The 5,611-nt window shown below is 54.6% G+C and carries 5 protein-coding genes and 1 pseudogene; 1 reads left to right on the forward strand and 5 read right to left on the reverse strand.

What is annotated here, in order from left to right:
* Positions 1–272, forward strand: a pseudogene (locus tag G6017_RS16550) (IS110 family transposase); the annotation flags it as partial.
* Positions 273–387: 115 nt separating this feature from the next.
* On the opposite strand, the gene G6017_RS17090 reads toward G6017_RS16550, so the two are convergent.
* The 5 genes from G6017_RS17090 to G6017_RS15515 all read right to left on the reverse strand — a co-directional run.
* Positions 388–1,482 (reverse strand): O-antigen ligase family protein, encoded by a 1,095-nt coding sequence (locus G6017_RS17090; RefSeq protein ID WP_182618133.1) that lies wholly within the window; start codon positions 1,480–1,482, stop codon positions 388–390.
* 175 nt (positions 1,483–1,657) lie between these two features.
* Positions 1,658–2,656: a polysaccharide pyruvyl transferase family protein gene (locus tag G6017_RS15500; protein ID WP_182618135.1), complete on the reverse strand. Its 999-nt coding sequence runs from the start codon at positions 2,654–2,656 to the stop codon at positions 1,658–1,660.
* Between the two features lie 67 nt (positions 2,657–2,723).
* On the reverse strand, positions 2,724–3,632 hold the full coding sequence (locus G6017_RS15505; protein WP_182618137.1) for a glycosyltransferase family 2 protein: 909 nt from the start codon (positions 3,630–3,632) through the stop codon (positions 2,724–2,726).
* The gene (locus G6017_RS15510) at positions 3,629–4,792 is read right to left on the reverse strand and encodes an MATE family efflux transporter (RefSeq protein ID WP_182618139.1); all 1,164 of its coding nucleotides are present in this window, start codon (positions 4,790–4,792) and stop codon (positions 3,629–3,631) included. Before G6017_RS15510 ends, G6017_RS15505 begins: the two co-directional genes overlap by 4 nt.
* A 120-nt stretch (positions 4,793–4,912) precedes the next feature.
* A partial coding sequence (locus tag G6017_RS15515) for a UDP binding domain-containing protein (protein ID WP_182618175.1) occupies positions 4,913–5,611 on the reverse strand: 699 nt, incomplete at its 5' end.

Raw genomic sequence — 5,611 nt, forward strand, 5'->3', positions numbered from 1 at the left:
CTATGCACTCCGGATCCGGAAGGGCCACCAAAGAGGCCATGCGATGCCTCAAACGAGCGATCTGCCGCGAGATCTACCGACTGCTCACCAACCCACCCGAAGTGCCCCGAACTGACGACCTGCGACCACTGCGCCAAGCCCGAAGAATCAGCATCACAACCGCCGCCGGCCACTTCGGCGTCTGGCCTGCCAAGATCTCCACCCTCGAACGCGGACTCCGCCGCGACGACGACCTCGCACATGCCTACCGAGACTGGCTCAAAGCCGCTTGACAACCAATAGGAGCATCAGATCCAGGGAGGTTCACAACTAGAACTGAACCAATCTGATTGAAAGTTCGCGGCCTGTCGACCGTCACTGAACATCATGGCAGCAAGCAATCTGACTTCAGCAACTGGTAGAAACTGCTCGAGACGATACCAACTGGGTGAAACTAGCTCTAGAGCAAGCCCCGACTAGAAGAATAACTACTAATAGATTCCAATTGAGGCTAGTCAGCCTAAGCGGCGTGCCAAAAAGAAACTGCCACGAAACAAAAACTAGGACCACTCCAGCCAACGCACCCGCTGAGCCTGCACGAAGAATGATCACACTAGAACTAATAAATAGGACGAGCGCGGCAGATAGCAAAGGCATTCCACCAGTTACGAGCAATTCCAGTAAACCGTTGTGGGCGTTTCCGGCGCCATACTGAATTAGAGTCGCCGAATTTTGTGAGACTCCGAACAGCCGGTACTGATCCCACGAAGATAAAACACTCGCCCATATATCAACACGGCCAGAACTCGAATCATCGAGACTGTCATTCAAAAAAACGTCGCCCGGTATCCAAAACACGACAAGAGCGCTAGACCCTACTGCAAGCCAACTCGATGCCACATAGGCCCAGTTAGATTGGCCCAGCAACCGCGAAAGGAGGAGACTGAGCGCTGCGACAAACGCCGCTATTATTACACCTCGGCTTTGGGCCCATAGCATTACATAAGCCGCGACCGCCAAAGAGGCCACCACGCCTAGTCCAGCAGCAGACAACAGCCGACGCGCCTTAGACGCGGAGGTAAGCTCGACAATTAACAGGGTTGCTGCCGCCAATCCCAAGTAGTTGGGCGAAGTAGCTAGCCCCACTAATCGGGTACTAAATCCGAACAAGGACCGATCTGAAACTCCGAATGGCACCAATGCCCAGTCTGGGAAAAACACACCTGCAAGCAAGCTGCCAAACACAACTACGCGTAGTGCCCACTTAGCCGCGACCAGGTAGAGTGGCCGGCCGGCGCCTTGCACCGAAAAGGCCATTAGTACGGCTGCGACCATTACAGCAACAGCGCCCGCCATGAAGCCATTATTGTAGACAACCGCAAGCCAATACACTAGTACAAAAAGTAACACACCGAGATGGAACAGGCCGAGCTTTATCGAACGGTCTGCCAACGTAAGCAGCAAAGCTGAAGCTGCCAGCAGCAGTACTCCGAAACTTGCCACCAGAGGCAAGAGACCAAAATGGGGGCCTGCCGCTCCAGTATACGCCGACCTAGAATCTACCAGAGCAAAGACGACCAAGAACCCGATGATTACAACCACTACCATCGCTCTAAGCGTATCCGCGATATCACCTAGTCTCATTGGACCCTCCAAGCTAAGGCCGAAATACCTTGAATTAATGGCCGGATACTATTTCGATAACTGACCGCGATAAGTTCGTCGACCTAGTTTGGATTACCTTATGGGCACACTCACGCCTTTCGGTGGAATTCAAGACACCGCGTATGAACTGGCCGACGTCGACACCGTCTACCTCTGCATTTCGTGGAAGAACCCAATCCAAGCAGTCGACCGACGCCGCAAAGTCTACGACCTTGTCCATGTATGGCATTGCCACGAATGGTGTCCCCACGCTGGCGGCGAGTATGCTCCCATGAAGCCGTTCAGATAACACGAGCGATGAGGCGGCCATTAGGTGCGCAAGATCGTCAGCACCCATAACAAACGGTATTATCTCAAACTCTCTACCAACCGACTCGAGCATGAGGTCAATATCCTTGTCTTCCATCGCGAAAAAGCGAACAGCGTAGCCCTCGACCTTAAGTTCTCTTAACGCAGAGATCAGCGACTGAAATTGATCTGATTCGAACGAAAGTGGCCGCCGAGAATTGTTGGCAAGATTTACTAGTATTGAATTACTCCGCTCATGTGGACTTGCGGCCGTTATCCGACTCCGCAAGAGAGCCAAATCCCCGATGCCTTCCGCTTCGATTCCATATCTGGAGAGGGTCGCAACTGAACGCGGACCCCGAACAGTTACTCTTTCAAAGCCTTCCAAAATTCTTGCACTCTCGGCGAGCGCGATCTCAATTCTATTACTGTCTATCTCCGTGCCCGGATTGACGACGCCTGTCCCGAGTGACACCACCCGATCAGGCTTCAGCATTCTGATTGCTTCCTCGATCCTGAAGTTCCATTCAGGAAGGCCAAGCAAGGTTCCTCCGCCGACAACGAGAGTGCGTGGCCGTGAACCCGCTGCGATCAGCCGGCCCACACTAGTTATTGGCGCAAGCTGAACGCTGTGAGTTGAACTTACAAGATTATGAAAGGCCTCGTACATTGCCTGGTCACCGAGGTTTCCGCGTCTGACCCACCCAAGGTAAGCAATGTCCACTCGTCCAGGAAGTCTCCACCGAATATCACCCCTATCTGCGACAAGGGTGCGGAAAACCGCTCGTGACTTATTTCCCACCATTCTCGACCACTCCTCCGTAGTAGTGACCACCGGTTCCGCAAACTGCCTGAAAACCGCCCATTCCCCCAAGCAACAGCAGCTGACCCTTCAAACCAGGAGCAGTTTCTTTGCCTGCTAGTTGCATCACGGATCCGAGGAGGATTCGAACAATGCTCCCGATAAGCACCTGGAGTCGTGGCTTCTCCTCAAGCTTCAACTGCGCTGTAACGAGGCCTGATCGGATGACTCTGGCTCGCGTCGCCTGCAAAGAAGCTCTCTCGCTGGGTACTGGCTCGACGACCTTAGCCGCCGGCCACCATCGAATTGGCACTCCCGCGTCCAGAAGATCGCGAAAGTACTTTGTATCTTCACCTCCGATGTTCGTAAACTTCGGATCAAATCTCAGATCCTTGGCATACTCGGAGAAACAATGAAGCGGCAAGACGCAATTACCAGTCGGGGCGTACGCCAGATAACTTCCCGGCTCGCGAACAGGTGATGAGAAAGCGCGGCGTTGAAGTCGATTCGGAATTAACCCTTGCGGAAGTTGGTAAGTTCGCTCACCGGAAATAGCTGCACCCGGATAAATATCGGCGGCACTCTTCAGTTCGTTCAGCCATGAAGCTTCTGCAACTTGGTCATCGTCTAGGAATGCGAGAAAGGCATAGTTCTGCGCGGAATTTAGTATCACGTTTCGTACGTGAACCACACCTGATTGCGGTTCTGTCATGTAGTGGATATTCAATCGTGAGACAAACTCCGACACCACACTGTACGCAGATCGGGCTGGATCGTTATCGACCACGCACACATCGAAATTTGGGGCCAAACTCTGCGACACCAGCGAATCGAGCGCTATTCGGAGTTGCATTGGTCTCTTGTAGGTCGGAATACCGACTAGCCAATCGGAGGTCATTTGGCCCTTCTCTGATAGAGGAAAGATACCACCAACAGTTGAATGCAGTAGGTGCCGAGTACAGCGAACGCGGCACCATTCACACCATAGAGCTTAAGCATCAATACGAGACCGAGAATTTGGACTATCAACAAACCTAGCCCGAGCATAGAAATTTCTCGATGCCTTCCGCTCGCCTGCAAGACAGAACTCATAACCGCGCCCGGAATATTTATCATTGCCGCGGCAGCAAACAATACGAGTGGCACAACTGCAAGTACATACTCAGGGCCTAGGATCAGCGGTACCAATTGAGGCAGGAACGGCAACGAGATCAACACCGAGGCCAAGCCAGCAATTCCGCTCAGCGATGCAAAGCGACGCAATTTCTTAACTGCCTCTTCTTTACCAGCCGCCGCTAAAGGAAAAGCTAGATTTCCAACCGAAGTTCCAATTATCCTTAATGGCTGTAGCGCTCGGGCGGGGAGCGCGTATGCGGCAGCTACTGGAAGAGGCACCATAGCCGACACGATCACAACATCTAATGTTCGCGCCTGAGCCATTAAAGTAGTAGCCCAATAGTGAAGCGATACTGAGAGTACCTTTCTCATTGATCGACGAGGACCTTCGCAGGGTTTTACCTTTGGTACAGTACTAAGTCCGACTGCTAATGACATCGAACTGAAAGCTGCCACAAGGCAATAGGCGAGGTCAAAACTAATCGAGGTTGTGGCCCCTACAGCTAGCAGTCCTACAAGGCCGATAAGTCTTCCGGATATGAGAATAAAGGATGATAAGACAATCTGACCCGTCGCCACCGAACAGGCATGGGCCGCGGCGACACGGCGCTCGGCAAGACTGAACACAATAATAAGTATCGCCACATATTGTAGCTTTATGGACATGACGATAGCGATAGCTGCAATACCAGCCAGGATGCATCCAACCCAGTGGATTCTGTTGAGAACACGATACTCATTGGTAGGGCCACGGGCCGCCGCGACCGATAACTCTCGCCCAATCCCAACCTCTAGAATGGTGAAGGAGAAGGCAAACAGAACCTGTAGAGAAAGAATCATCGCAACATCCGCCGGTGTTGCGTTTCGCGATAGCATTACGAGCATTAGCGCATGGACAAGCGCGGAAATTAGCGGTGCTGTGATCCCAATGGAGAGCTTCATGCTTACAGGGCTCTCTTCATCAATTCGGTTTCATCCACTGCTTCCCTACTCGGCTGCGTCTCAATCAACCCGACACTCTGACCAAAGTACCTTCCATAAAAAGAATTCAGAAGATGCAAGTCAACGTTCCTTCTCGGCAACCCTGCTTCGACTGCCTACACCCAGCGCTCTATAGGCCCAACCAGCTTCGCGCCAGCGGTCGCCGGGCATGCAGTTGCGCCCGTCCAGCAGGAACCGCCCGCGCGCCACGCTCGCCACCGCGGCCGGGTCCAACTCCACGAACTCCGGCCACTCGGTGGCCACCAGCACTACGTCCGCGCCCTCACACGCCGCCAGTGCCGACCCGGCGTAGGTCAGCGTGGGGAACAACGCCCGGGCGTTGTCCAGGGCCTGCGGGTCGTACACCACCGCACTGGCACCCTTGAGCGAGAGCATCCCCGCCACGTTCAGCGCCGGCGAGTCCCGCACGTCGTCGGAGTTCGGCTTGAACGCCGCCCCCAGCACCGCGACCGTCCGCCCGATGACCGTCCCGCCACACGCCTCGACGGTCAGCTCGACCATCCGCTCGCGCCGACGCATGTTGATCGAGTCGACCTCCCGCAGGAACGACATCGCCTGATCGGCACCCAACTCCCCGGCGCGGGCCATGAACGCCCGGATGTCCTTGGGCAGGCACCCCCCACCGAAGCCCAGACCGGCACCCAGGAAGCGCCGACCGATCCGCGGATCCATCCCGATCGCGTCCGCCAACACCGTCACATCCGCGCCCGCCGCCTCACACACCTCCGACACTGCGTTGATGAAGCTGATCTTGGTCGC

It is taken from the genome of Dietzia sp. B44 (genome assembly GCF_014145245.1).
Classification (GTDB): domain Bacteria; phylum Actinomycetota; class Actinomycetes; order Mycobacteriales; family Mycobacteriaceae; genus Dietzia; species Dietzia natronolimnaea.